Source organism: Streptomyces sp. 4N124, assembly GCF_052245395.1.
Taxonomy (GTDB): domain Bacteria; phylum Actinomycetota; class Actinomycetes; order Streptomycetales; family Streptomycetaceae; genus Streptomyces.
The window spans coordinates 142,752-166,656 of record NZ_JBQQBS010000010.1 but is presented as its reverse complement, the minus strand read 5'-3'; the positions used below and the strand labels follow the sequence as shown (position 1 = coordinate 166,656).

General features: G+C 70.7%; 25 protein-coding genes. 15 read left to right on the top strand and 10 right to left on the bottom strand.

The window, feature by feature from the left end; genetic code table 11:
- Positions 1 to 20 precede the first annotated feature (20 nt).
- From ACTWQO_RS13355 to ACTWQO_RS13345, 3 genes are all read left to right on the top strand, one after another.
- Positions 21 to 701 (top strand): TetR/AcrR family transcriptional regulator, encoded by a 681-nt coding sequence (locus ACTWQO_RS13355; RefSeq protein ID WP_443237485.1) that lies wholly within the window; start codon positions 21 to 23, stop codon positions 699 to 701.
- A 77-nt stretch (positions 702 to 778) separates the two neighbouring features.
- A complete protein-coding gene (locus ACTWQO_RS13350; RefSeq protein WP_443237484.1) occupies positions 779 to 1,813 on the top strand; it encodes a LacI family DNA-binding transcriptional regulator in 1,035 nt (344 codons plus the stop codon).
- 19 nt (positions 1,814 to 1,832) lie between these two features.
- Positions 1,833 to 3,011, top strand: coding sequence for a 4-hydroxybenzoate 3-monooxygenase (locus ACTWQO_RS13345; protein WP_443237483.1), 1,179 nt, complete (start codon positions 1,833 to 1,835; stop codon positions 3,009 to 3,011).
- A gap of 61 nt (positions 3,012 to 3,072) precedes the next feature.
- On the opposite strand, the gene trxA is transcribed toward ACTWQO_RS13345, so the two are convergent.
- Positions 3,073 to 3,459, bottom strand: coding sequence for a thioredoxin (trxA, locus tag ACTWQO_RS13340; protein WP_443237482.1), 387 nt, complete (start codon positions 3,457 to 3,459; stop codon positions 3,073 to 3,075).
- Positions 3,460 to 3,579: 120 nt separating this feature from the next.
- Here trxA and ACTWQO_RS13335 point away from each other — a divergent pair, with 120 nt between their 5' ends.
- A complete protein-coding gene (locus ACTWQO_RS13335) occupies positions 3,580 to 5,013 on the top strand; it encodes a dihydrolipoyl dehydrogenase family protein (RefSeq protein WP_443237481.1) in 1,434 nt (477 codons plus the stop codon).
- A gap of 1 nt (position 5,014) precedes the next feature.
- Here the strand turns inward: ACTWQO_RS13335 and ACTWQO_RS13330 are convergent, their stop codons facing one another.
- Entirely contained in the window at positions 5,015 to 5,665 is a 651-nt protein-coding gene (locus tag ACTWQO_RS13330; RefSeq protein WP_443237480.1) for a peptide deformylase, read from the bottom strand.
- A 145-nt stretch (positions 5,666 to 5,810) separates the two neighbouring features.
- On the opposite strand from ACTWQO_RS13330, the gene ACTWQO_RS13325 reads away from it, so the two are divergent.
- Positions 5,811 to 7,214, top strand: coding sequence for a PepSY-associated TM helix domain-containing protein (locus ACTWQO_RS13325; RefSeq protein WP_443237479.1), 1,404 nt, complete (start codon positions 5,811 to 5,813; stop codon positions 7,212 to 7,214).
- A 47-nt stretch (positions 7,215 to 7,261) separates the two neighbouring features.
- Here the strand turns inward: ACTWQO_RS13325 and ACTWQO_RS13320 are convergent, their stop codons facing one another.
- The 3 genes from ACTWQO_RS13320 to ACTWQO_RS13310 are packed head-to-tail and all read right to left on the bottom strand — an operon-like array spanning position 7,262 to position 8,602.
- Positions 7,262 to 7,609, bottom strand: a complete 348-nt coding sequence (locus ACTWQO_RS13320; protein ID WP_443237478.1) for a tetratricopeptide repeat protein — start codon at positions 7,607 to 7,609, stop codon at positions 7,262 to 7,264.
- Positions 7,610 to 7,667: 58 nt separating this feature from the next.
- Positions 7,668 to 8,114 carry a MarR family transcriptional regulator gene (locus tag ACTWQO_RS13315; RefSeq protein WP_443237477.1) on the bottom strand — a complete coding sequence of 149 codons (447 nt, stop codon included), beginning with the start codon at positions 8,112 to 8,114 and terminating at the stop codon, positions 7,668 to 7,670.
- Positions 8,111 to 8,602 carry a MarR family winged helix-turn-helix transcriptional regulator gene (locus tag ACTWQO_RS13310; RefSeq protein ID WP_443237476.1) on the bottom strand — a complete coding sequence of 164 codons (492 nt, stop codon included), beginning with the start codon at positions 8,600 to 8,602 and terminating at the stop codon, positions 8,111 to 8,113. The genes ACTWQO_RS13315 and ACTWQO_RS13310 overlap by 4 nt, the downstream gene beginning before the upstream one ends.
- Before the next feature lie 103 nt (positions 8,603 to 8,705).
- Between ACTWQO_RS13310 and ACTWQO_RS13305 the strand changes: the two genes are divergently transcribed.
- From ACTWQO_RS13305 to ACTWQO_RS13285, 5 genes are all read left to right on the top strand, one after another.
- Positions 8,706 to 9,671: a pirin family protein gene (locus ACTWQO_RS13305; protein WP_443237475.1), complete on the top strand. Its 966-nt coding sequence runs from the start codon at positions 8,706 to 8,708 to the stop codon at positions 9,669 to 9,671.
- 689 nt (positions 9,672 to 10,360) lie between these two features.
- The gene (locus ACTWQO_RS13300) at positions 10,361 to 11,299 is read left to right on the top strand and encodes a serine protein kinase RIO (protein WP_443237474.1); all 939 of its coding nucleotides are present in this window, start codon (positions 10,361 to 10,363) and stop codon (positions 11,297 to 11,299) included.
- A gap of 270 nt (positions 11,300 to 11,569) precedes the next feature.
- Positions 11,570 to 12,970 (top strand): glycoside hydrolase family 43 protein, encoded by a 1,401-nt coding sequence (locus ACTWQO_RS13295; protein WP_443237473.1) that lies wholly within the window; start codon positions 11,570 to 11,572, stop codon positions 12,968 to 12,970.
- Positions 12,971 to 13,078: 108 nt separating this feature from the next.
- Complete coding sequence (locus ACTWQO_RS13290; RefSeq protein ID WP_443237472.1) at positions 13,079 to 14,056, top strand: threo-3-hydroxy-L-aspartate ammonia-lyase; 978 nt, start codon at positions 13,079 to 13,081, stop codon at positions 14,054 to 14,056.
- A 128-nt stretch (positions 14,057 to 14,184) separates the two neighbouring features.
- Positions 14,185 to 14,544 (top strand): cupin domain-containing protein, encoded by a 360-nt coding sequence (locus ACTWQO_RS13285; RefSeq protein ID WP_443237471.1) that lies wholly within the window; start codon positions 14,185 to 14,187, stop codon positions 14,542 to 14,544.
- Positions 14,545 to 14,580: 36 nt separating this feature from the next.
- On the opposite strand, the gene ACTWQO_RS13280 is transcribed toward ACTWQO_RS13285, so the two are convergent.
- Positions 14,581 to 15,555, bottom strand: coding sequence for an NAD(P)-dependent alcohol dehydrogenase (locus ACTWQO_RS13280; RefSeq protein ID WP_443237470.1), 975 nt, complete (start codon positions 15,553 to 15,555; stop codon positions 14,581 to 14,583).
- A gap of 240 nt (positions 15,556 to 15,795) precedes the next feature.
- Here ACTWQO_RS13280 and ACTWQO_RS13275 point away from each other — a divergent pair, with 240 nt between their 5' ends.
- On the top strand, positions 15,796 to 16,497 hold the full coding sequence (locus ACTWQO_RS13275; RefSeq protein ID WP_443237469.1) for an SDR family oxidoreductase: 702 nt from the start codon (positions 15,796 to 15,798) through the stop codon (positions 16,495 to 16,497).
- Here ACTWQO_RS13275 and ACTWQO_RS13270 read toward each other — a convergent pair whose 3' ends face one another.
- Positions 16,498 to 17,859, bottom strand: a complete 1,362-nt coding sequence (locus ACTWQO_RS13270) for a vWA domain-containing protein (protein WP_443237468.1) — start codon at positions 17,857 to 17,859, stop codon at positions 16,498 to 16,500.
- Positions 17,856 to 18,713, bottom strand: coding sequence for an AAA family ATPase (locus ACTWQO_RS13265; protein ID WP_328350415.1), 858 nt, complete (start codon positions 18,711 to 18,713; stop codon positions 17,856 to 17,858). Before ACTWQO_RS13265 ends, ACTWQO_RS13270 begins: the two co-directional genes overlap by 4 nt.
- A gap of 401 nt (positions 18,714 to 19,114) precedes the next feature.
- On the opposite strand from ACTWQO_RS13265, the gene ACTWQO_RS13260 reads away from it, so the two are divergent.
- Positions 19,115 to 19,303: a hypothetical protein gene (locus ACTWQO_RS13260; RefSeq protein WP_443237467.1), complete on the top strand. Its 189-nt coding sequence runs from the start codon at positions 19,115 to 19,117 to the stop codon at positions 19,301 to 19,303.
- Between the two features lie 44 nt (positions 19,304 to 19,347).
- Here the strand turns inward: ACTWQO_RS13260 and ACTWQO_RS13255 are convergent, their stop codons facing one another.
- The gene (locus ACTWQO_RS13255; RefSeq protein ID WP_443237466.1) at positions 19,348 to 20,658 is read right to left on the bottom strand and encodes an FtsX-like permease family protein; all 1,311 of its coding nucleotides are present in this window, start codon (positions 20,656 to 20,658) and stop codon (positions 19,348 to 19,350) included.
- A gap of 3 nt (positions 20,659 to 20,661) precedes the next feature.
- On the bottom strand, positions 20,662 to 21,447 hold the full coding sequence (locus ACTWQO_RS13250; RefSeq protein ID WP_443237465.1) for an ABC transporter ATP-binding protein: 786 nt from the start codon (positions 21,445 to 21,447) through the stop codon (positions 20,662 to 20,664).
- A 169-nt stretch (positions 21,448 to 21,616) separates the two neighbouring features.
- Here ACTWQO_RS13250 and ACTWQO_RS13245 point away from each other — a divergent pair, with 169 nt between their 5' ends.
- The 3 genes from ACTWQO_RS13245 to ACTWQO_RS13235 are packed head-to-tail and all read left to right on the top strand — an operon-like array spanning position 21,617 to position 23,897.
- Positions 21,617 to 22,297, top strand: coding sequence for an ABC transporter permease (locus tag ACTWQO_RS13245; RefSeq protein WP_443237464.1), 681 nt, complete (start codon positions 21,617 to 21,619; stop codon positions 22,295 to 22,297).
- Complete coding sequence (locus tag ACTWQO_RS13240; RefSeq protein WP_443237545.1) at positions 22,294 to 22,965, top strand: ABC transporter permease; 672 nt, start codon at positions 22,294 to 22,296, stop codon at positions 22,963 to 22,965. The genes ACTWQO_RS13245 and ACTWQO_RS13240 overlap by 4 nt, the downstream gene beginning before the upstream one ends.
- Positions 22,962 to 23,897: an ABC transporter substrate-binding protein gene (locus ACTWQO_RS13235; RefSeq protein WP_443237463.1), complete on the top strand. Its 936-nt coding sequence runs from the start codon at positions 22,962 to 22,964 to the stop codon at positions 23,895 to 23,897. Before ACTWQO_RS13240 ends, ACTWQO_RS13235 begins: the two co-directional genes overlap by 4 nt.
- Positions 23,898 to 23,905 lie beyond the last annotated feature (8 nt).

The following is a 23,905-nucleotide window of genomic DNA, read 5'->3' as shown; positions in this document are numbered from 1 at the left end:
GCGGTCCAGTTTCATTCCCCATGCTTTACGCTGTCTTCATGTCCGCCTCTCTGCCGCCCTTCCCGGGGCCTCAAGAGCCCTTCGACGAAGCCGAGTTGCTGCAGCTCGGCAGCGCCGAGGACGAGCCGTGCCTGCGTGCCGACGCGGCCCGCAACCGGGCCCGGCTGCTGGAGGCCGCCGCCGAGCTGATCGCCGAGCACGGCGTCGCCGGGGTCACGATGGAGGCGGTGGCCGCGGCGGCCGAGGTGGGCAAGGGCACGGTCTTCCGCCGCTTCGGCGACCGCACCGGCCTGCTGACCGCACTGCTCGACCATTCGTCGCGCAAGCTGCAGGCCGACTTCCTCAGCGGACCGCCGCCCCTGGGGCCCGGGGCGCCGCCGGTCGAGCGGCTGCGGGCGTTCGGCGTGGCCGTGCTGTACCGCTCGGCCGAGCAACTGGAGCTGCAACTGGCCGCCCAGCCGGAACCGACCCGCCGGTACTCCCACCCGTCACTGAGGGCCCTGCGCACACACATGATGATCCTGCTGCGGCAGATCGTGCCCGACGCCGACTGCGAACTCCTCGCCCAGACGCTGCTGGGCTACCTCGATCCCGCCGTGATCCACCATCTGACCAAGCAGTGCGGGATGCCGCTGGAGCGGCTGGAGACGGGCTGGGTCGACCTGGTCGCCCGCGTCACGCGTACCGACCCGCCTCGCTGAGCCGCGTTCGTACAACTTTCATCCGCCCGATCCCGCCCGCACCCCCGCCCCGGCCCTCTGCCAAGATGCGATACGTCATGGTGCAGATACCGAAAACGCCCGCCCCCGTGTCGCCCGCGCAGCACCCTGTGCCCACGAGCGCCGATGTGGCCCGCCTGGCCGGCGTCTCGCGCGCGACCGTCTCCTACGTGCTCAACAACACCAGCGCCGTCCGGATCAGCGAGCCGACCCGGCGCCGGGTCCACCAGGCGGCGAAGGAACTCGGGTACGTGCCGCACGCCGCCGCCCGCAGCCTGCGCGCCGGGCACAGCCGGCTGGTCCTGATGCCCGCCCCGACCATCCCGGTCGGCCCGCTCTACAGCCAGTTCATCAACGAGCTCCAGTGGGCGCTCAGCCGCCTCGACTACACGGTCGTCCAGTACGGCACCGTCGGCCTGCACGGTGACGAAGCCGCCCGCGCCTGGGCGGAGTTGCGGCCCGTCGCCGTCCTCGTCCCGGGCGCCGGCCTCGGCCCGCAGGGGGTCACGGTGCTGAAGCGGTCCGGCGCCCGGGCCGTCGTCACCCTCGGCCCCGAAACCGTCGACGGCGCCCACGCCCTGCTCATGGACCACGCGACCGTCGGCCACTGCGCCGCCACCCATCTGTACGACCGCGGCCGGCGCCGGATCGGCGTCGTCGTACCGGAGGAGCCCGGCCTGGAGACCTTCTCCGCGCCCCGCCTCGCGGGCGTGCGCCGCGCCCTGCACGGCACGGACGCCACCGTCACCGAACTGCCTCTCGCCTACGAGGAGTCCGCCGGCGCCCGGCTCGCCGCGCGCTGGCGGAAACTCGACCTGGACGCCGTGTTCGCGTACAACGACGAGTACGCGATGCTGCTGATGCGCGCGCTGCAGGACGAGGGGGTCGACATTCCCGGGGACACGGCGATCATCGGAGCCGACGACCTGACGCTGGGGCGGCTGCTGCGGCCCCGGCTGAGCACGGTCCACATCGAGCTGCCGTCCGGCCGTGACCTCGCCGAACTCGTCGACCGCGCGGTGCGCGACCCGGGCATCGCACCCGAGCGGCACACCGTGCTCGGTGCCACGGTGGTCCACCGCGAATCCAGCTGAACCCCAGGGGAGGCGCACCATGCGCACGACGGTCGGCATCATCGGCGGCGGCCCCGCCGGACTGCTCCTCGCCCGTCTGCTGCACCGGGCGGGCATCGACTGCGTCGTGCTGGAGAGCAGGACCAGGGAATACGTCGAACAGCGCCAGCGCGCCGGCATGCTGGAGCAGGGCACGGTCGACGCCCTGCGCGAGGCCGGCGCCGCCGACCGTCTCGGCGCCGAGGGACTGGTCCACCAGGGCATCGAGCTGCGCTTCGACCGGGAACGGCACCACCTCGACTTCCCGGCCCTCACCGGCGGCAGCACCGTCACGATCTACGCCCAGACCGAGATCGTGAAGGACCTCGTGGCGCTCCAACTGGCCGAAGGGCCACCGCTGTTGTTCGAGGCGGAGGCGCTCACTGTGGAGAAGCCGGAGAGCGAGGCGCCCGTCGTGCGGTTCCGGCACGAGGGGCGTGAGCAGGCGCTGACCTGCGACTGGGTGGTCGGCTGCGACGGCTCCCACGGCATCGCCCGGGACAGCTTCCCGGCCGCGTCCAGCCGGACGTACGCGCACGACTACCCGTACTCCTGGCTCGGGATCCTCGCCGACGTACCGCCGTCCTGCGACGAGTTGATCTACGCCCGTGGCGAGCACGGATTCGCCCTGCACAGCATGCGCTCGCCGAGCGTCTCACGCCTGTATCTGCAGGTCCCGAACGGCACCGACCCCGACGACTGGCCGGACGACCGCATCTGGGACGAACTCGCCGCCCGCTTCGCCATCGACGCCGACTGGACCCTGCGTCGCGGCCCGATCACGTCCAAGTCGGTGACACCGATGCGGAGTTACGTCCACGAACCGATGCGCCACGGACGGCTGCTGCTCGCCGGGGACGCCGCCCACATCGTGCCGCCCACCGGGGCCAAGGGCCTCAACCTCGCCGTGTCCGACGTACGCGTCCTCGCCCGCGCCTTCGGTGAACTGCACCGCACCGGGGACGAGCAACTCCTCGACAGATACTCGCAGGTGTGCCTCGCCCGGGTCTGGCAGGCGACTCGGTTCTCGTACGACATGACGACGATGCTGCACGTACGGCCGGACGGGGACGCCTTCGACGACCGGCTGCAGCGGGCACGCCTGCGCCGGATCACCGCATCCCGCCACGCTGCCGCCGAACTGGCCGCGAACTACGCGGGACTGCCGCTGGCGCTGTAGGGCGATATGCGCCACGCCGCCGCGCACACGGCGACGTGGCCAGGGCACAACGCCCCCGCGCTCACTCGCCGTTCTGCTCGGCCTTGGCCTGCTGCTCCTCGACGGCCTTGCGGACCTCGTCCATGTCCAGCTTCCGGGCCTGTCCGATGACGTCGGTCAGCGCGGCCTCGGGCAGGGCGCCGGGCTGCGCGAACACGGCGACGCGGTCCCGGACGATCATCAGGGTCGGGATCGACTGGATACCGAACGCGGAGGCCAACTCCGGCTGCGCCTCCGTGTCGACCTTGCCGAACACCAGATCGGGGTTCTCCTCGGCTGCCTTCTCGTAGACCGGGGCGAACTGACGGCACGGCCCGCACCAGGACGCCCAGAAGTCGATCAGGACGAACTCGTTGTCCGTGACCGTCTGGTCGAAGTTCTCCTTGGTGAGCTCCACGGTGCTGCTCATGGCGTGATTCCCTCTTCCTGATGTCGGGGCGAAGCCGTCCGCACAACACGTCCGACCCCTTGCGTATTCCGCGCACGTACCCGTGTGGCCACAGCGCACACCACCCACCAGACTGACCCCATGACGGATACGGATTCCAACGTGTACGACGTCGTGGTGCTCGGTGCCGGGCCCGTGGGGGAGAACGTCGCCGACCGCACCCGTGCGGCCGGCCTCGCCACCGCGATCGTGGAGAGTGAGCTGGTCGGCGGCGAGTGCTCGTACTGGGCGTGCATGCCCAGCAAGGCCCTGCTGCGCCCGGTCATCGCGCAGGCCGACGCCCGCCGCCTCGCCGGTCTGAAGCAGTCGGTGCAGGGCCCGCTCGACACCGCCGCGGTCCTCGCCCGCCGCGACGAGTTCACCTCCCACTGGAAGGACGACGGCCAGGTCCAGTGGATCGACGGCATCGGCGCCGACCTCTACCGCGGCCACGGCCGCCTCACCGGACCCCGCGAGGTCACTGTGACCGGCCCGGACGGCGGACAGCACGTGCTGACCGCACGGCACGCCGTCGTTGTCGCCACCGGCAGCCGCGCCCTCGTGCCCGATCTGCCCGGGCTCGCCGACGTCAGGCCGTGGACCAGCCGGGAGGCCACCAGCGCGAAGGCCGCGCCCGGGCGGCTGATCGTGGTGGGCGGCGGGGTCGCCGCCACCGAGATGGCCGCCGCCTGGCAGGCCCTCGGCTCGCAGGTCACGCTCCTTGTCCGCGGCAAGGGCCTGCTCAACCGCATGGAGCCCTTCGCCGGCGAGCTGGTCGGCGACGGGCTCACGGAAGCGGGGGTGGACGTCCGTACCGGCACGTCGCTGGCGTCGGTGACCCGTGAGCACGGCACGGTCGTCGCCGTGACCGAGGCCGGCGACCGTATCGAGGGCGACGAGATCCTCTTCGCCACCGGGCGCGCCCCGCGCACCGACGACATCGGGCTGGACACGGTCGGCCTGGAGCCGGGCTCCTGGCTGCCGGTCGACGACAGCCTGCGCGTCACCGGCAGCGACTGGCTCTACGCGGTCGGCGACGTCAACCACCGCGCCCTCCTCACCCACCAGGGCAAGTACCAGGCCCGGATCGCGGGCGCCGCCATCGCCGCCCGCGCCTCGGGCGTACCGCTCCTGGAGTCGGACCCGTGGGGCGCGCACGCCGCCACCGCCGACCACGCGGCCGTACCCCAGGTCGTGTTCACCGATCCGGAGGCGGCGGCCGTAGGACTCTCCCTCGCCGAGGCGGAACAGGCGGGCCATCGCGTCCGCGCCGTGGACGTCGAGCTGTCCTCGGTGGCCGGCGCGGGCCTGTACGCCGACGGCTACCGCGGCCGCGCCCGCATGGTCGTCGACCTGGAACGCGAGATCCTCCTCGGCGTCACCTTCGTCGGCCCCGGCGTCGGCGAACTGATCCACTCGGCCACGATCGCGGTCGCAGGGCAGGTTCCGATCGGCCGGCTGTGGCACGCGGTGCCGTCCTACCCGACGATCAGCGAGATCTGGCTGCGGCTGCTGGAGTCCTACCGGGACAACTGAGTCACGCCTCAGGCAGCCGGAATCCCAGCGCAGCCGACGCCGCATCCGGCGTCGGCTGCGCCCAGCGTTCGGCCATCGCCCGGCCCGAGGACAGTGAGCGCAGCTCCGCGCGGTCCAGATACAGGGTGCCGTCGAGGTGGTCCGTCTCGTGCTGCACGATCCGCGCGGGCCAGCCGCTGAACACCTCGTCCAGCGGGCGGCCGTACTCGTCCTCGCCCGTCAGCCGCACCTCGGCGTGCCGTGCCACCACCGCCTGCCAGCCCGGCACGCTGAGGCAGCCCTCGAAGAACGCGGCCCGGCCGGGCCCGACGGCTTCGTACGACGGATTGACCAGCACCCGGAACGGCTGCGGCACCCGCCCGCGCGCCACCCGCACCTCCTCGGGAACCGGCGCCGGGTCCTCGATGACCGCGATCCGCAGCGGCACCCCCACCTGCGGGGCCGCCAGGCCCACACCCGGCGCCGCGTGCATCGTGCCGCGCAGCGCCGTGACGAACCGCGTCAGAAGCGCGGAGTCCAGCTGTCCGTCGAAGGGCTCGGCGGCGTGCCGCAGCACCGGTTCGCCCGCCTCGACGATGGTCAGCGGCCCCTCGGTGGCGAGGAGTTCCTCGACCAGCTCGGCAAGGGGCGCGCGGTCATGGGGAGATGCCATCGCGCCAGAATGCCACGGCACCACGACGACCGGATCGCGACTGTGTGGCGTATGTCACTCCAGATGCCGGGAACTCGGCGCCCCCTTCCCCCGACTACTGGACCGCCAGACCCGAGAAACGTCCCCAGCCCCGGAGAAGCCGCCGATGTCCATCGCTCCCTCGACCTCCACGGACGAGGCCCCGAAAGCCGCCGCCCCGGCGCCGTCCCGCAGCAGATGGGCCCCGCTCCGCCCCCTGGTCCTGCGTCTGCACTTCTACGCGGGACTCCTCGTCGCACCGTTCCTGCTCGTCGCCGCCACCACCGGTCTGCTGTACGCCGCCTCGTTCCAGGCCGAGAAGATCGTGTACGCCGACGAGATGACCGTCCCGGTCGGCGACACCAAGCTGCCGATCTCCGAGCAGGTGGCCGCCGCCCGCAAGGCCCACCCCGACGGCACGGTCTCGGCGGTACGCCCCTCGCCGGAGGACGACGCGAGCACCCGGGTGCTGCTGTCCGGCGTCAAGGGCGTCGACGACACCCATACGCTCGCCGTGTTCGTCGACCCGTACACGGCCGAGGTGCGTGGCGCCCTCGAACAGTACGGCTCGACCGGCGCACTGCCGCTGCGCACCTGGATCGACGAGTTCCACCGGGACCTGCACCTCGGCGAGAACGGCCGCCTCTACAGCGAGTTCGCCGCGAGCTGGCTGTGGGTGATCGCGGGCGGTGGCGTGGTGCTGTGGCTGTCCCGCCGCCGGGCCCTGCGGAAGGTACGGGGCACCAGCGGGCGGCGCCGCACACTGGGCCTGCACGGGACCGTGGGCGTCTGGGCCGCCATCGGGTTCTTCTTCCTGTCCGCGACCGGCCTGACCTGGTCGACCTACGCCGGCGCCAACATCGACGAGCTGCGGACCTCGCTCGGCCACTCCACTCCGTCGATCTCGGCGACCGCGGGCGGCGATCACGGTGGCCACGGTGCCGCGGCCGGTTCCGGGGGGAGCGCCGAGCACGGTGTCGGACTCGACAAGATCCTGACCGCCGCGCGTTCCGAAGGGCTCGGCGATCCGGTCGAGATCGTTCCGCCCGCGGACGCGTCGTCCGCGTACGTCGTCAAGCAGGTGCAGCGCAGCTGGCCGGAGAAGCAGGACTCGGTCGCGATCGACCCGGCCACCGGCGAGGTCACCGACGTGCTGCGGTTCGACGACTATCCGCTGCTCGCGAAGCTGACCCGCTGGGGCATCGATCTGCACACCGGAGTCCTCTTCGGCCTGGTCAACCAGATCGCGCTGATGCTCCTCGCGCTCAGCCTGATCCTGCTGATCGTGCTGGGCTACCGCATGTGGTGGCAGCGTGGCCGCGGCTCCGCCTTCGGCCGGCCGATCCCGCGCGGCGCCTGGCAGCAGGTGCCCCCGCAGATCCTCGTGCCGCTGGTCGCCGTGATCGCCGTCCTCGGCTACTTCGTGCCGCTGCTCGGTATTCCACTGGCCGCGTTCATCGTGGTGGACGTCGTGCTCGGGGAGATCGGCCACCGCCGGGGACGGCGGACGCCGGGCAACGCGGAGGTATGAGTCGGGCGGGGGGCCGGTTCCCTTGCAGGAACCGGCCCCGTCGTGTCTCAGAGCCGCTCGAAATCCCCGGCGAGCGCCGAGGCCAGGCGCATGTGCTGCTCCGCCTCCTCGTGCCGTCCCTGCCGCTGCAGGGTCCGGCCCAGCATCAGCCGGGCGTAGTGCTCCACCGGGTCGCGCTCGACGAGCGTGCGCAACTCGGTCTCGGCGCGGCGCAGTTGGGCCGAGTGGTAGTAGGCACGCGCCAGCAGCAGCCGCGGTCCGGTCTGCTCCGGCACCTCCTCGACCAGCCCGTCCAGAACCCGCGCTGCGGCGGCGTAGTCCCTGGCGTCGAAGAACATCCGCGCGCGCTCCCAGCGCTCCGCCTCTGTTCCGTGGTCGTAGTACGTCGTGTCCACTCGTGACCTCCTTCGGCGCCGTCAACGGAGCACGGTGGTTGAATATTCCACTACTGGGTCAGTGGGCCATGGCGGCGAGCTCGGCGTTGGCCCGCTCGGTGATGACGGTCAGCACCCGTCCGGCGGTGGCCAGTTCATCCTCCGGGATACCGCCGTAGATCCGGGCGCTGATGGGGGCGGTCTCGGCCGAAGTCCTGTCGAGCAGGGCCTGTCCGGCGTCCGTGATCCGTAGCTGGGACGGCTCCTGAGGGGCCAGCAGGTTCGCCGCGAGCAGTTCGTCGACCACGGAGTTCGCGTCCGCGGCGTCGATCTTCAGCGCGCCGACGACACTGTCGACGAGGCGGTTCCGCTCGATCGGTCCGTCGGCGGTGGCGGCGGACCGGAGGGTGACGGACTGCTGGAACGTGGCGCCGTGGCGGGCCAGTGCCTGCTCGAGAAGCGCGCGGGCGGCGTAGTGGGCCAGAGCTATGACGCGGGGGTCGACCGGGGGAGTGGTGGTGGTCATGACTGCTCCTTGTCGGACTCACTGTCCATGGCGAACGGGTCAAGAGGTGCGTCGAGCAGGGTTGCCAGATCGCGGGTGAACTCCCGGGTGCGCGGGCTGCCGAGGCCGCCGAGGGGCTCCAACAGCTGTTGCAGCAGGCCTTGGACGACCTTGATCGCCTCCCGGGTCCGCTCACGGCCCTGCTCGGTCAGGGCCAGTTGCACCGCGCGCGGGTCGCGGGGGTCCCGGGTGCGTTCGAGCAGGCCTGCCGTTTCGAGGTTTCGTGCCAGCTTGGAGACATACAGCGGTTCGAGGCCGGTGTGGTCCGCGAGGCGCCGCTGGCTGGGGCGCTCGCCGCCGCGCTGCATGCCGTACAACGAGGCCACCAGCGCGTACTGCGCGTGGGTCAGTCCCAGCGGGGTCACCGCGCGGTCGACCGCGACCCGCCACTTGGTGGACAGCCGCCAGACCAGGAAGCCGGGCGTCGCGCCCTCGGAAGCCATGCTCATGCGAATAGAGTACATGGCTACTATATCCATGGCTACTATTTTCGGAGGCGCCTGGCCTGCGTTGGACTGACGCGGAGACTCCCGCGGGTCTAGGTTGGGCGCCATGAGCAATCTTGATCGCGAGGCGGTTCCCGCTCTGTGCGGCGGCCGCGGCTTCGTCGTGCCGGAGCCCGTGCGTGAACTTCTCAGCCCTCGCCACGTCAAGCTCGGCGAGTCCACCGAGGTCCGCCGTCTCCTGCCCAACCTGGGTCGCCGTATGGTCGGCGCCTGGTGCTTCGTCGATCATTACGGCCCCGACGACATCACCGACGAGCCCGGCATGCAGGTCCCGCCGCACCCGCACATGGGGCTGCAGACGGTGAGCTGGCTGCACGAGGGCGAGGTGCTGCACCGCGACTCGACGGGCAGCCTGCAGACCATTCGCCCGCGCGAACTGGGTCTGATGACCTCGGGCCGGGCGATCAGCCACTCCGAGGAGAGCCCCCGCTCACACGCCCGCTTTCTGCACGGCGCCCAGCTGTGGGTCGCCCTCCCCGACGGTCACCGTCACACCGACCCGCGCTTCGAGCACCACGGCGAACTGCCCGTCGTCACCGCGCCCGGCCTCAGGGCCACGATGATCCTCGGCGAGCTCGACGGCGCCGCCTCGCCCGGCACGACGTACACCCCGATCGTCGGCGCCGACCTGGCCCTCGCCGGCGGCGCGGACGTACGCCTGCCGCTGGAGCCGGACTTCGAATACGCCGTGCTGTCCATGTCCGGCGAGGCGCGGGTGGACGGCGTGCCGGTGCTGCCCGGCTCGATGCTCTACCTCGGCTGCGGCCGCACCGAACTGCCGCTGCGCGCGGCGTCGGACGCGGGGCTGATGCTTCTCGGCGGTGAGCCGTTCGAGGAGGAGCTGATCATGTGGTGGAACTTCATCGGGCGTACCCAGGCCGACATCGAACAGGCCCGGCAGGACTGGATGACCGGCTCGCGCTTCGGCGAGGTGAAGGGGTACGACGGTGATCCGCTGCTGGCGCCGGAACTGCCGCCGCTGCCGTTGAAGCCGCGGGGCAGGGTGCGCTGAGCTGCGAATTCGGCGGCTGGGGAGCTGACCGGCGCGGGACGCGGTGTTGCGTGGCGCGAGAGGTTCGGCGCGAGTGCGGGGTCGGCGGTGGGCCAGGCGATCACGCGTGGTGGGAGGACCACCGGTGCCGGCTGGAGCGCGTGGTGCGGGAAGTCGGCAACGGCTGCTCTCGCCCTGCTGCCCCCGATCCCACCGGCTGTGGGGTCGGCCTTGCTAGCCCTCCGGTCCACGCCATCGATCCCACCGAGCCCAGGCTTTCAGCTGATCACCTCTGAGACTCATGGCGGGCCCGGCGCCATGCTTCCTCGAAGTCATCGGCGTCCGAGCCGATTTCGACGAGACGCGCCGCGCTTCCTTCTGGATCCAGTCCGCACCAAACTGCACCCGGGGCCGCGTCGTAGTGCAGCTCGGCCACTGCGGGTCCGGCCGGCAATGATCCGGCCAACGTCAGCCTGAGCAGGGCCGGGACGAGCCCGGTACGGAGGATGACGCCGGAACCCACAGCACCGCTGGGGCCGCTCGACGCGGGCCGGCTTTATTCGGTTGCCGCTGCCGGTGTCCGCCCTTCACCATGGGCGAGCCACCGGGAGCTGCCCGGTGCTTCACGAGAGGAGGCACGACCGTGATTACGACTGTCCTCGGCCTGCCCGCAGACCGACTCCCTCTCGCCTCATGGAGCACCTCCAGCGATGTCTCACGACGATCTCTCGCAGCACCCTCAGCACCCGGCATTTCCTGACGCCTTCATCACTGACCCCCACCGCTACGTCCCGCCGCAGCGTGATCTGAGCGACCTCGACGACCGGTTCGTCTTCGACTTCCATGCCTACGACGACCTCGAGGACGGCCAGCGCTGGTCGACCTGGCTCAGCGTCGAACCCCTCTGCCGAGGCCCCGAGCCGCTCCCGGACTGGGTGGTGACCTCGCAGGGCGCGATCGACACCGAACTCGGCGTCCTCAAGACCGGCAAGGAGGCCGACGTCCACCTCGTCGAGCGCGCCGACCTGCTGGACCCCGCCGCCAGCGTGGTCATGGCGGCCAAGCGGTACCGCTCTCCCGAGCACCGGACCTTCCACCGCTCAGCGTCCTACACCGAGGGCCGCTCGATGAAGCGCTCACGTGACGAGCGGGCCCTCAAGCGGAAGAGCACCTTCGGCCGGCAGGTCGCGGCCGGCGAGTGGGCGGTGTCCGAGTGGGGTGCGCTGGTGCGACTCTGGAGCCTCGGGCTGCCGGTTCCCTACCCGGTCCAGATCGACGGCACCGAGATCCTGATGGAATGGATCACCATCATCGGCGAGGACGGCGCCGTCGAGACCGCGCCCCGGCTCGCCCAGACTCGACCCTCACCCGAGCTGCTGGCGGCGTACTTCGAGCAACTCACCGATGCGCTCGCGACGATGGTGCAGAACGGCCTCGTGCACGGTGACCTCTCGGCGTACAACATCCTGGCGGCGGGCGAGCGGCTGGTCATCATCGACCTGCCACAGATCGTCGACCTGGTCGGCAACCTCAACGGGATGACCTTCCTCCAGCGCGACTGCGCCAACATCTGCCACTGGTTCCGCTCGCGGGGCCTCGAGGCCGACGAGCACGCGCTGTTCGCGGAGCTGATGGCGCACGCCTTCTGAACCAGGCGGGCTGGTGCTTTGACCGATCAGGTTCACCGGCTTGGTCAGGCTGCGGCAGCGGAGAGGGCGTCCATCCCAACGGATGCCCTTCTCGCTCACGCCACGTTGCGATGCAGGGGTCACAGGGTGCGCTGACCGGACCGGCTGTTCTCACAGGAATCAACAAGGCCTGACAGAACAATTGACCCCCTGTCACCGCGCCTCTACCTTCTGATCGATTCACCGAACTGTGTTCGAAATGTCGGACGCCGGTGACCTCTTGGAGGGTAGATGAGCAGCAGTGCCCAGCCCGGACCCCGCCCCTCACGCCGTCAGGTGCTCGGTATGGCCGCCACCGTGCCGCTGGCCGTGACCGGCTCGCTGGCCCTCGGTGCGGGATCGGCCCACGCGGCCGACTCGGCGTACGTCATGTGCTACTTCACCGAGTCCACGACCATGCTGGAGGCCGACTACGGCCTGCATCTGGCCGTCAGCACCGACGGCCTGCAGTGGATGCCGCTGAACCAGAACAACCCCGTGGTCACGCCGACCGCCGGTGCGGGCGGGCTGCGCGACCCGTTCATCCTGCGCAAGCAGGACGGCACCTTCGTCGTGCTGGCGACGGATCTGAAGGGCACCGACTGGTCCCGCAACAGCGTGTACATCCACGTCTGGGACTCGGCCGACCTGCGCACCTTCACCGGCTACCGGCTGCTGAAACTGCACGACATGACGAACACGCACAGCTGGGCACCGGAGGCCTTCTGGGACGCCGGGCGCGGCCGGTACGGGATCCTGTACTCGTCGGTGAACAGCAGCGGCCACAACGTGATCATGGTGAGCTACACCACCGACTTCCGGACGACCGAGAACCCGCAGGTCTTCTTCGACCCCGGCTACGACGTCATCGACGGCAACCTGACCGTGGGCGTGAACGGCGTCAACTACCTGTACTTCAAGCGGGACCAGACCCTCGTCGGCGCGAGATCCACCTCGCTGACCCCGGGCAGCTTCACGGTCTTCAGTACGCCCGCCGCCCACGGCGGCACCGAGGCCCCGACCGTCGTGAAGTCCCTGACCTCCAACGCCTGGTACCTCTGGGGCGACACCTACACGCCGAACGGCGTCTTCTACGCCTGGCAGACCACCAACCTCGCGGCCGGCACCTGGACCGCGCTCGACCAGCGCCGCTACACGCAGCCGCTCAACTCCAAGCACTGCGGCATACAGTCGATCACCTCGGCCCAGTACGGCAATCTGGTGGCCGCCTGGGGTGCCCCGGCCTGGAACCGGCTGAAGTCGTACAACTACCCGGACCGTTACGTCCGGCACGGCGGTTTCGTGGGCCGGATCGACGCATACCCCTTCGACCCGTATCCCGACTCGCAGTGGAAGCTCGTGCCGGGCCTCGCCGACTCGGCGGGGGTCTCCTTCCAGTCGGTCAACTACCCGGCCCGCTATCTGCGCCACTACAACTACAACCTGAGGCTGGACGAGAACGACGGCACGTCCACGTTCGCCGCCGACGCCACCTTCTACCGGACCGCGGGGCTCGCCGACTCCTCCTGGTCGTCGTTCCGCTCGTACAACAACCCGACCCGGTACATCAGGCACGCCGACTACGCCCTGCGGATCGACCCCGTCTCGACGGCCACGGAGCGGCTGGACGCCACGTTCTACGTCGGGTACTGAGGGCTTTCCCGGCGGGTGGCCGGGAATCTGGACTGTCAGTACAGAGTCTGGACTGTTAGTCTAGGGGCACCGAGACCGAGGCCATCCCGACGCCGATGGAGGACACGCGTGACGACCACGACCCCGCCGGTCACCCTCGATGACGTCCGTGACGCCGCCGCCCGGCTCAAGGGCGTCGCGCACCGCACGCCGGTGCTGCGCTCACGGACGCTGGACGCACTCGTCGGCGCCGAGGTGTTCCTCAAGTGTGAGAACTTCCAGCGTGTGGGCGCCTTCAAGTTCCGCGGCGCCTACAACGCGGCCTCCCGGCTGGCACCGGAGCAGCTGGCCCGGGGCATCGCGGCCTACTCCTCCGGCAACCACGCCCAGGCCGTCGCCCTCGCCGCCCGGGAACTCGGCACCACCGCGGTGATCCTCATGCCGGAGGACGCCCCGCGCTCCAAGATGGACGCCACCGCCGGATACGGCGCCGAGATCGTGACGTACGACCGCTACACGGGCGACCGCATCGCCATCGGTGAGGCCCTGGCCGCCGAGCGGGGCCTCGCCCTCATCCCGCCGTACGAGCATCCGCATGTCATGGCCGGGCAGGGCACGGCCGCCCTGGAACTCCTCGAAGAGGTGGGGGAGTTGGACGCGCTCGTCACACCGGTCGGCGGGGGCGGGCTCATGGCCGGCAGTGCCACGGTCGCCAAGGGCCTGTACCCGGGGATCCGGATGATCGGGGTGGAGCCGGAGGCCGGGGACGACACCAAGAGGTCGCTGGAGGCGGGCCGGCGCATCACGATCCCCGTGCCCCGCACCATCGCCGACGGACAGGCCCTGCACACCCCCGGAGAACTCACCTTCTCCGTGAACCGACGACTGGTCGACGAGATCGCGCTGGTCGGCGACGGCGAGATCAGGGACGCGATGCGGTTCGCCTTCGAGCGGCTGAAGATCGTCGTGGAGCCCAGCGGCGCCACTCCGCTGGCCGCCCTGCTCACCGGCCGGACGGGCGCCCTGCCGCGCCGGGTCGGTGTGATCGTCTCCGGCGGGAACATCGACGCCGAGCGCTTCGCGCGGCTGTGCGGCGGCGCCGACTGACGTGGTGGTCTTCGTCGTCCGGGAGGACGATGGACGCATGGGGCACGGTCACCGCCGGTGCCGTTCGTGGCCGCCCGGAGACGGAGACCGGCCCCGGCCGCAGTGCGCGGCCGGAAAGGAGGAGCGTCATGCTCGAGATCAAGACGCTCGACAAGCCGGACGAGCGCAGGGACTTCCCCCGAGGGCACCTGGAGACCGTCCATCTGACCGGACTCGACTTCGCCGTGGCAACCTTCGAGCCCGGCTGGCGCTGGTCCGAGTCCGTGGCGCCGATCGCCGGGACCGACAGCTGCCAGATCCACCACAACGGTTACATCGTCGAGGGCCGTCTGCGCATCCGCATGGACGACGGCGCCGAGAGCGAGGTCGGCCCCGGCGACGTCTTCGTGTGCCCGCCGGGACATGACGCCTGGGTCGTGGGCGACGAGCAGGTCATCGCATACGACTTCGCGGGCGGCATGGCGCAGGAGTATGCCAAGTCCAAGTAAGGGCGAGCTCTCGGGCAGCCCTCGCTCGGGCAGCCCTCACACCGTGATGACGACCTTCGCGCGCGCGTGCTCCACCTCCAGGTACCGGATCGCCTCCGGTATCTCGGCGAACGGATACGTGCGGTCGATGACCGGGAGCACCTTTCCGGACTCGGCCAGCTCGCCCAGGACGGTCAGATACTCCGTGGTCACGACCGCCGCGATTTCGACCACGCGGTGCCGAACGAACCTGCCGACCGCCCGCCCCTGGAAGAAGAGGCTCATCGGCCCGAAGAAAGTGCCACCGTTGTAGGTCCCGCCGCCGGACAGCACCAGCGTGCCGGCCGGGGTCAGTACGCTCCGGAACTCGCTCAGTGACTTGTTGCCGACCAGATCGAGCACCACGTCGTACCGGCGTCCGCTCCGGGTGAAGTCCTCCTGGCCGTAGTCGACGACATGGTCCGCGCCGAGCGAGCGGACCATGTCCACGTTGCGGGTCCGGCACACCGCGGTGACGTCCAGGCCGTACACCTTCGCGAGCTGCACCGCGAACGTGCCGACGCCGCCGGACGCGCCGTTGATCAGGATCGTCTGCCCGGACCGCACACGGGCCACATCGCGCAGGCCCATGAGCGCGGTGCACCCCGCCACCGGTATCGCGGCGGCCTGCTCGAAGGTGAGGCCGGGCGGTTTCGGGACCACCGCCGCGGCACGGGCGCAGGCGTACTCGGCGAACGTCCCGTCGGTCTCGCCGAACACCTCGTCGCCCGGGTGCAGTCCCTTCACCTCGCTGCCGACGGCCTCGACCAGGCCCGCGAAGTCATTGCCGCGGATCTTCAGCTTGGGTGCGCGCAGCCCCATGGAGATGCGCATCAGCTTCGGGTCGCCGTGCATCATGTGCCAGTCCTTGGCGTTGACGGACGCCGCACGCACCCGCACGAGCACCTGGTCGGGCTTCGGAACCGGCCGGTCGATCTCCCTGATCTGCAGCTCGTCCGCCGAGCAGTACCGGTCCTGGATCACAGCCTTCATGAAATCCCCCTCTGTTGCTGCGGAGCGTAGAAGAGCGAGGTCTGCCCGGGAATGAGGAGCAAGCCCTGATTCGCCCCGGAGAGCACCCCTAGGGGGTCCGGGAGAGGCGCGCGGGGCGGGGTGCGCTTGCTTTGGAAAACCGATCGGTTTACGCTGCTCGTGTCCGCCTGGAAACCGATCGGTTTCTGCCGGCCCCTGTCCTGTCCTGTCTTGCCTTGCTTGATGAGTTCGGAGAGTCCCATGACAACCATCGAAGGTTCCGTCGCCCTGGTCACCGGCGGCAGCCGCGGTATCGGCCGTGCCCTGGTGGCGGCCCTGTACGAGCGCGGCGCGAAGAAGGTCTACGCCACCGCCCGCGACCCGCGGACCGTCACCCACCCGGATGCCGTGCCGCTGGCCCTCGAGGTCGGCGACCCGGCGTCCGTCGCGGCTGCCGCCGAACAGGCGCAGGACGTCACCCTGCTGATCAACAACGCGGGCGCGAGCGTGAACGCCAACTTCCTCGCCTCACCCGTCGACGACATCCGCCGCGAGTTTGAGACGAACTTCTACGGTCCGCTCCTCGTCACCCGCGCCTTCGCGCCGGTCATCGAGCGCAACGGCGGCGGCCACATCCTCAATGTCCACTCGGTGCTCTCGTGGATCGGTCTCGCGGGCTCCTACAGCGCCTCCAAGGCCGCCTTCTGGTCGCAGACCAACTCCCTGCGCCTCGACCTCAAGCCGCGCGGCATCGACGTCACCGGCCTTCATGTCGGCTATGTCGACACGGACATGACGGCACATATCGACCAGCCGAAGTCCACGCCCGAGAGCGTGGCGGCGCAGGCCCTCGACGGCATCGCGGCCGGTGCCTACGAGGTGCTGGCGGACGACATCTCCCGGCAGGTCAAGGCAGGCCTGTCCGCTGACCTCGCGGTGCTCTATCCGCAGCTCGCCGCCTGATCACACCGGCAGCAGGCGGGCGATCAGGTCGCCCAACTGCCGGGCGTTGCGGCACTCGTGCATCCCGACGACACCGGCGTACTCGGGTGCGGCCGAGTCACCGGTGCCCCACAGCGTGCGCGGCTCAGGGTTCAACCAGTAGACGCGGCGGGCCCGTTCGGCGATGTCGCGTACGGCGGGCAGGTTCGGGTCGCTCATGTTGGTGCGGGCGTCGCCGAGGACGAACACGGTCGTACGCGGGCCCAGCGCGTCGGCGTACCGCTCCGCGAACTCGCCCAGCGCGACGCCGTAGTCGCTGCTGCCGTGCCAGCCGGTGAGCTTGGCCTCCGTCTGTATGCGGGCGCCGAGCCCTTGGGGATCGGCGACGCCGTGCCGGAGCAGCCCGGTCACCTCGTCGATCCGGTTGACGAAGGCGAACACCCGCACCTTGCTGAACTGGTCGTGCAGCGCCTGCACCAGCAACATCGTGAAGTCCGAGAAGCCGGACACGGAGCCCGACACATCGCACAGCAGCACCAGTTCGGGCCGGGCCGGACGGCGCCGGCGCAGCACGGGCCGCATCGGCACCCCGCCGGTCGACAGCGAGCCGCGCAGCGTCCGGCGCAGGTCGATCGTGCCCCGCGCGGCACGGCGCCGGCGTGCCGCCAGCCGGGTGGCGAGCTTCCGGGCGAGCGGCTGCACCGTCCTGCGCAGCTCGGCCACCCGGTCCCGCCCGGCGTACAGGAAGTCGACCCGGTCGGCGGTCGGGGCCACGGCCCGCCGGGCGATCTCGTCCCGCCCGCGCCGCTCGGCGACCCGGCGCCGCGCCTCCGTGGCCACCATCGCCCGGAACGCCTCGATCCGCCGCCGGATCTCGTCGTCGAGGAGCCGTTCGGCAAACCCCGAAGTGCCGCTCTGCGCCCGGATGTCATCGCGGACGCGGGCCAGCAGCGTCTGCGGGCGGAGCCGGTCGAGCGTCTGATGCGACGACCAGCCGTCCGACGCCGGTGAACTCCCGTACCCGCCGAAGCCGTCGACGGCCTCGCCCGCCAACCGGCCCATCAATGCCGTGTCGTTGGCGGTCAGCGCCTTCGCGAGCCGGTCACGCAGATCGTCCCGGTCCGCGGGCTGCTCCTCCGGCGCTCCCACGCCCCGCGGGAAGTACAGGTCGAAGACCGGGTCGAACACCGGCCGCTGGCCCGTGCCGTGCAGCAGCGTCGCGGCCAGCCCCTCGCGCAGTTGCTCACGGTCCGCCAGGCCCAGCGCCGCCGCCGCCCGACCGGCGTCCACGGTCTCCCCGGTGCCGATGCGGATGCCGTGCGCACGGAGCGCGGCGACGAAGTCCGTCAGCCGCGCCGCGACATCGGACGCCGCCGCGGTCACACGGCGTCCAGATCGAGCTTGGCGGCGGCTTTGAGGACATCGTCCTGGTGCTTGAGGAGCACGCCCAGACTGGCCTGTACGACCGTCTCGTCGAGCGTGTCGGCGCCCAGCGCCAGAAGCGTGCGTGCCCAGTCGACGGTCTCGGCGACCGAGGGCACCTTGCGCAGGTCCATCGCCCGCAGCGCGCCGACGACGCGTACCACCGACGCGGCCAGCGCCTCGTCGAGGTCCGGCACCTTCAGCCGTACGATCCGGCGCTCCAACTCCTCGTCGGGGAAGCCGATGTGGAGGAACAGGCAGCGGCGGCGCAGCGCCTCGGACAGCTCGCGGCTCGCGTTCGAGGTGAGGACGACGAAGGGGCGGCGCGTGGCCGTGACCGTGCCCAGTTCGGGGACGGTGACCTGGAAATCGCTCAGCACTTCGAGCAGCAGGCCCTCCACCTCGACGTCCGCCTTGTCGGTCTCGTCGATCAGCAGGACCTTCGGGGTGTCCCCGCGGATGGCCGTCAGCAGGGGGCGGGGGAGCAGGAACTCCTCGCTGAAGATGTCGGTGCGCGTCTCGTCCCAGGTCTCGTCGCGGCCCGCGGTGATGCGCAGCAACTGCTTGGCGTGGTTCCACTCGTACAGCGCGCGTGACTCGTCGACGCCTTCGTAGCACTGCAGCCGTATGAGCTCCGCTCCGGCGATCGTGGCGACGGCCTTGGCGAGTTCCGTCTTGCCGACGCCGGCGGGGCCCTCCACCAGGAGCGGCTTGCCGAGACGGTCGGCGAGGAAGACGGTGGTGGCGACTGCGGGGGAGGCGAGATAGCCGGTCTCGGCCAGGCGGGCGGAGACTTCGTCGACGGATGTGAACAACGGGGCCTCCCGCTCGGTGTGGACTTCTGCCGCTATCTAAGCGCTTGTTCAGGGAGCCTGTCACGCAATTCCCGGTCGGTTCGAGGCGCTGTGCCGGGCGGTCGGGGTCTCCAAACGGTCGTACCAGCCGACGCACCCTCGATGTCTTCGAGCGGCTGGAGGCGTCGACGCAGCCCGAGTACCGGGGCTGGTCGAGCTGAAGGACCCCTATGCGGCCCTGTTGAAGTCGGTTGCGGTTCGGCTAGCGCCCCGAAGGGGCGCGGGGAACTGCGCGACCAGCCACGACGGCCCCGCAGGCGAGCGACGGCCCATCGCGGCCCTGCGGCGGAGCCGCACATCGACATAGCCCGCGGAGCGCTGCGCACCCGGCGAGTGTCGTCGCCCGCGTCACGAAGGGGCGGTTGACCGAGGCGTTCCGCGCCTTGGCCGAGCTGGGCGGCGCCCGCGATCCGCAGCTGCTGGCCCGGCAGCTCACGCTGGTCTTCGACGGCGCGAGCGCCCGGGCAGGCGCGAGGGTCGAGACGTTGGACGGGCTGGCCACCGCCACCGTGACGGTGCTGCTGGACGCGGCGGGGGTCGCACAGGCGTAAGGGGCGGCCGCAAGAGCCGCCGCCCCTTACCGAGTCCCCCTCGCTCAGGCCGCGAGCCCCACCGCCTCGACCGCCGGAGTGCGCAGCACCCGCCGGGTCGTGGCCAGGCTTGTCCCCATCGTCACCGCCGCCGCGATCGCGACGACCGCCAGCCAGATGCCGAAGAACTGGCCCGGCAGCACCTCGTCCGAGCGGACGACGGTGAACGGGACGATCCCCGCCAGCGCCGCCACCGTGCCGAAGAAGACACCGGTCACCGTGAGCACGAGCCCCTCGGCGCCCACCACACCGAACACCTGACCCGGAGTCGCCCCGGCCAGCCGCTGCTGCCCGAACTCCCGGGCCCGGTACGTCGTCGCCGCGTACAGCGAGTTGACCAGCATCACGCAGACGAACGCCACGATGATGCCGACGACCGTGAAGTTCAGCGTCTCCAGCGTCTTGGCGTCGACGTCCTTGACGATCCCCAGCTTCTCGACCGTGTCGCTCTCCACCGCCTGCATGGTGAGCGTCGCCGTGGACACCGCCGTGAACAGCATCAGCGACATCAGGACCCCGGCGAGATGCTCCGCCCGCTCACGCAGGTTGCGCACGGCCAGCCAGCCACTCGCCCCCGACAGCGACAGCCGGGCCAGCATGCCCTTCAGCAGCCGTGCCGCCAGCAGCGCGAACCCCACCGACAGCAGGATCGCGCCGTACGCCGGAGGCGCCATCAGCGCCTCGTCCGTCGCCGACATCGCGAAGGTGGAGGTCACCGCCACGGCGCCGACGACCAGAGCGGCGTACGCGAAGAACTTCCGCTTCCCGTCCCGCCGTTCGCGCCGGTGCGTCGCCCGCCGTACGGCGAGGAACGCGGCTCCCGCCGCAGCGAGCAGGGTGATGTCGATACCCGACATCAGCGCGACCGGCCCGAAGGAGTGGTCGACGGACTCGGCGACCTGGCCGCTGTCCTGGAACACGTCCAGCAGCAACTGCCCACCCAGCATCGCCGGTCCGATCGCCAGCGCCGCGCCCACCAGGGCCACGACCACCGCCTCACCGACGACCATCCGCTTGATCTGCGCCGGAGTCGCCCCCGAGCAGCGCAGCAGTTCCAGCTCGGCCGCCCGCTGGCGGACGTTGACCGTGAGCGTCGAGGCGACGGCGAAGAACACCAGCAGGGTGCCGTAGCCGCCGACGACGCTCGCCGAGAGGCTCAGCGTCTCGGAGCTGGTGGAGTCGATGCCGGGCTGTCCGGCGGTGTCGTGCATCGAGTTGAACGTCATGATGATCGCCGCGCCGAGGAAGGCGGACAGCAGCGTCGCGAGGAAGCGTCCGGGCCGTTGCCGGATCGACCGCATGGCCAGCATGAACATCGCTCACACCCCCTGCAGCGCGTCGTCGCCCAGGTGGGCCAGCCGCTCGGCGACCGCGTCGGGCGTGGGTGCGTCCATCCGGCCGGCCAGCCGGCCGTCCGCGAGGAACAGCACCGAGTCGGCATAGGAGGCGGCGACCGGGTCGTGCGTCACCATCACCACGGTCCGGCCGTGCACCCGCACGGCCTCCTGAAGCAGCAGCAACACATCCCGTGCGCTGCGGGTGTCCAGGGCGCCCGTCGGCTCGTCCGCGAAGACCACCCGGGGTTCGGTGACCAACGCGCGGGCGATGGCCACCCGCTGCCGCTGACCGCCGGAGAGCTGGTCGGGACGGTGCCCGAGCCGGTCGCCGAGCCCCACGGAGGTCAGCACCTCCCGGGCCCGCCGCCGGTCGACGCGCTGCCCGGCGAGCTTCAGCGGCAGCACCGTGTTCTGCGCGACGGTCAGCGTCTCCAGCAGGTTGTACTGCTGGAACACGAACCCGATCCGGCGGCGCCGGAACCTCGTCAGCTCGGCCTCCGTGCCACCCGTCATCTCCGCCCCGTCGACCAGCACGATGCCGCTGTCGGGCCGGTCCAGACCGGCCGCGCACTGCAGCAGCGTCGACTTCCCGGAGCCCGACGGCCCCATCACGGCGGTGAAGGTGCCCCGCCCGAGGCTGAGCGTGACCCGGTCCAGGGCGGTCACGGCGCTGTCGTCGGAGCCGTAGGTCTTGGTGACCTTGACCAGCCGCAGCGCCTCGGCGGCGGGTCCCTTGTCGTGCATACGTCGCGAACCTGTGCGAAACATTTCGTCATCACCCTCACTCCGGCACGCCCTGTGCCATGCCCAAGACGCTACGGAGACGGAGGCCGGACCACATGGGGCGCAGAACCCGTATCGGGGGGTGTACTCGGCGACACCCCGTACGGGTCACCAGAACGAGCCGACCCTCCGGCCAGCCCGATGCAATGGACCCGTGACCGCGCCCCCGGACGACTGCCTCGCGCGCAACGAGTGGATCTGCGGCGAGTACCTGACCACCCGCCGCGAGATCCTCCTCGACGCGGTCGGCCAACATGTGCAGCTGACCGGGATCTCGGTACTGATCGGCCTGGCCATCGCCCTGCCGCTGGCCGTGCTCGCCCGCCGCTGGGGCTGGACGGCCGGGCCCGTCCTCGCCGTGACGACCATCCTCTACACGATCCCGTCCCTGGCGATGTTCTCGCTGCTGCTGCCCGTGTACGGGCTCTCGTCGAGCCTGGTCGTCGCCGGACTCGTCCTGTACTCGCTGACGCTGCTTGTCCGCAACATCCTCGCGGGCCTGCGCGCCGTCCCCGAGGAGACCCGGCAGGCCGCACGCGGCATGGGCTACGGCCCCATCCGCCTCCTCCTCACCGTCGAACTCCCGCTCGCGCTGCCCGCCGCGATGGCCGGACTGCGCATCGCCATGGTCTCGGCGGTCTCCCTGGTGACGGTGGGCGCGATCGTCGGCTTCGGCGGACTCGGCAACCTCATCTACTCCGGCATGAACACCTACTTCAAGGCACAGGTGCTCGCGGCATCCGTATTGTGCGTGGTGATCGCCGTCGCGGCCGACGTGCTGCTCCTCGGCGTGCAGCGGCTGATCACCCCATGGACGAGGGCAGCCCGCGCATGACGACCCTCGCCGACGCCTGGGACTGGCTCGCCGACTCAGCGCACTGGGCCGGCGACGACGGCATCTGGCACCGGCTCCTGCAACACCTCGTGCTGACCGTGGTCTGCCTGATCGTCAGCTGCCTGATCGCGCTGCCCGTGGCCATCGTCCTGGGACACCTCGGCAAGGGCGGCGCACTGGCCGTGAACATCTCCAACATCGGCCGCGCGGTGCCGACTTTCGCCGTCCTGGTCCTGCTGCTCCTCACCCCCATCGGCGAGTGGGGAGAGGGCCCGACGGTCGTCGCCCTCGTCCTGTTCGCCATCCCGCCCCTGCTCACCAACGCGTACGTCGGGATGCGCGAGGTCGACCGCAGCATCGTCCAGGCGGCGCGCGGGATGGGGATGACCGGCCGTCAGATGATGTTCCGCGTGGAGCTGCCCCTCGCACTCCCGATGGTCATGAACGGCGTGCGCATCGCCGCCGTCCAGCTCGTCGCGACGGCCACCATCGCCGCGCTGGCAGGCGGGGGAGGGCTGGGCCGGATCATCACGGCGGGCTTCAACCTCGCCAGTACCCCGCAGGTGGTGGCAGGTGCGGTGCTGGTCGCCGTCTTCGCGCTGATCGTCGAGGGCGTCTTCGAGCTGGCGGAACGCCTTGCGCCGCGCTGGGCGAGGGGCATGCGATGAGACGGCGCCCGACCCTCGCCGTCCTGCTGCTGCTCACCGGCTGCACCACGGGCCCGTCCCTGGAAAGCCAGGGCGAGGTGACCGCACCGCCCGGCGACAGCCGCCATCTCACCATCGGATCCGCCGGATTCACCGAGAGCGATCTGCTCGCCCAGATGTACGCGCTCCTGCTGAACCAGGCCGGATACAAGACGTCGATGCTCACCGTCGCCAACCGCGAACTGTACGAACCGGCCCTGGAATCCGGCCAGATCGACGTCGTGCCCGAATACGCGGCGACCTTCGCCGACTGGCTCAACGCCAAGGCCAACGGAGCCGACGCGTCCCCGGTCGGCTCACCCGACCTCGACGCCACGATGAAGGCACTGCGCCAACTGGCCACGCCTCGCGGTCTCACAGTGCTGGACCCCGGCAGGGCCGTCGACCAGAACGCCTTCGCGGTCAGCGCGTCGTACGCCCGGCAGCACCGCCTCAAGACGCTCAGCGACCTCGGTGCCTCCGGCCTGAAGGTGAGGCTCGCGGCGGGCGACGAGTGCGTCCAACGGCCGTACTGCCAGCCGGGGTTGGAGAAGACCTACGGTATCGACATCACCGGCGTCGACCAGAAGGGCGTAGGCACCACCCAGGCGAAACAGGCGGTCCAGAGCGGCCAGGACCAGATGGTCCTCACCACCACGACCGACGCCACCCTCCCCGACTTCGGCCTCGTCATCCTCACCGACGACAAACACCTCCAGAATGCCGACTACGTCGTCCCGGTCGTCAACCGCTCCCGAGCGGGCGGCGAGGGCGTCACCAAGACCCTGGCCAAGCTGAACGACGCCCTCACCACATCCGACCTGGCCTCCCTGAACCAACAGGTGGACAGCTGGCGCCGATTGGCAACGGATGTGGCACGGACCTACCTGGAGGAGAAGGGGCTGCTGACGTAACGCCAGGG

Excerpts from the sequence above, each read along its gene's own strand:
- ACTWQO_RS13355 (WP_443237485.1), top strand. The coding sequence starts at position 21 with ATGCTTTACGCTGTCTTCATGTCCGCCTCTCTGCCGCCCTTCCCGGGG.
- ACTWQO_RS13350 (WP_443237484.1), top strand. The coding sequence starts at position 779 with ATGGTGCAGATACCGAAAACGCCCGCCCCCGTGTCGCCCGCGCAGCAC.
- ACTWQO_RS13345 (WP_443237483.1), top strand. The coding sequence starts at position 1,833 with ATGCGCACGACGGTCGGCATCATCGGCGGCGGCCCCGCCGGACTGCTC.
- trxA (WP_443237482.1), bottom strand. The coding sequence starts at position 3,459 with ATGAGCAGCACCGTGGAGCTCACCAAGGAGAACTTCGACCAGACGGTC.
- ACTWQO_RS13335 (WP_443237481.1), top strand. The coding sequence starts at position 3,580 with ATGACGGATACGGATTCCAACGTGTACGACGTCGTGGTGCTCGGTGCC.
- ACTWQO_RS13330 (WP_443237480.1), bottom strand. The coding sequence starts at position 5,665 with ATGGCATCTCCCCATGACCGCGCGCCCCTTGCCGAGCTGGTCGAGGAA.
- ACTWQO_RS13325 (WP_443237479.1), top strand. The coding sequence starts at position 5,811 with ATGTCCATCGCTCCCTCGACCTCCACGGACGAGGCCCCGAAAGCCGCC.
- ACTWQO_RS13315 (WP_443237477.1), bottom strand. The coding sequence starts at position 8,114 with ATGACCACCACCACTCCCCCGGTCGACCCCCGCGTCATAGCTCTGGCC.
- ACTWQO_RS13310 (WP_443237476.1), bottom strand. The coding sequence starts at position 8,602 with ATGAGCATGGCTTCCGAGGGCGCGACGCCCGGCTTCCTGGTCTGGCGG.
- ACTWQO_RS13305 (WP_443237475.1), top strand. The coding sequence starts at position 8,706 with ATGAGCAATCTTGATCGCGAGGCGGTTCCCGCTCTGTGCGGCGGCCGC.
- ACTWQO_RS13300 (WP_443237474.1), top strand. The coding sequence starts at position 10,361 with ATGTCTCACGACGATCTCTCGCAGCACCCTCAGCACCCGGCATTTCCT.
- ACTWQO_RS13295 (WP_443237473.1), top strand. The coding sequence starts at position 11,570 with ATGAGCAGCAGTGCCCAGCCCGGACCCCGCCCCTCACGCCGTCAGGTG.
- ACTWQO_RS13285 (WP_443237471.1), top strand. The coding sequence starts at position 14,185 with ATGCTCGAGATCAAGACGCTCGACAAGCCGGACGAGCGCAGGGACTTC.
- ACTWQO_RS13280 (WP_443237470.1), bottom strand. The coding sequence starts at position 15,555 with ATGAAGGCTGTGATCCAGGACCGGTACTGCTCGGCGGACGAGCTGCAG.
- ACTWQO_RS13275 (WP_443237469.1), top strand. The coding sequence starts at position 15,796 with ATGACAACCATCGAAGGTTCCGTCGCCCTGGTCACCGGCGGCAGCCGC.
- ACTWQO_RS13255 (WP_443237466.1), bottom strand. The coding sequence starts at position 20,658 with ATGTTCATGCTGGCCATGCGGTCGATCCGGCAACGGCCCGGACGCTTC.
- ACTWQO_RS13250 (WP_443237465.1), bottom strand. The coding sequence starts at position 21,447 with ATGTTTCGCACAGGTTCGCGACGTATGCACGACAAGGGACCCGCCGCC.
- ACTWQO_RS13240 (WP_443237545.1), top strand. The coding sequence starts at position 22,294 with ATGACGACCCTCGCCGACGCCTGGGACTGGCTCGCCGACTCAGCGCAC.
- ACTWQO_RS13235 (WP_443237463.1), top strand. The coding sequence starts at position 22,962 with ATGAGACGGCGCCCGACCCTCGCCGTCCTGCTGCTGCTCACCGGCTGC.